Annotated in this window: 1 protein-coding gene; it reads right to left on the reverse strand. The window is 37.7% G+C overall.

What is annotated here, in order from left to right; translation table 11 throughout:
- Window positions 1-221, reverse strand: a 221-nt coding sequence (locus AOA59_RS33465) for a VOC family protein (RefSeq protein ID WP_371919059.1), incomplete at its 3' end; no start/stop codon positions are given.
- Between the last annotated feature and the right edge of the window lie 7 nt (window positions 222-228).

Raw genomic sequence — 228 nt, forward strand, 5'->3', positions numbered from 1 at the left:
ACAGCCAGGTGGTGGATACCTTCCCCTTTCTTCTCAATGAATTTAGCAATGGGACTATCGTCTGTAAGCGGTTCCAATAATTCTAACTTTGAATTACCTAAAGGGAGAAAGGCAACTTTTACTTTCTGCTCAGGTACTTCCACAATTTTTTCCACCTCTAAATGAAGATGGTTTAAATAAAAGTGTAATGTGTCCTCAATTGATCGAACTGCAATTCCTATATGATCT

Source organism: Pseudomonas sp. 2822-15 (genome assembly GCF_002742515.1).
GTDB lineage: Bacteria > Pseudomonadota > Gammaproteobacteria > Pseudomonadales > Pseudomonadaceae > Aquipseudomonas > Aquipseudomonas salomonii.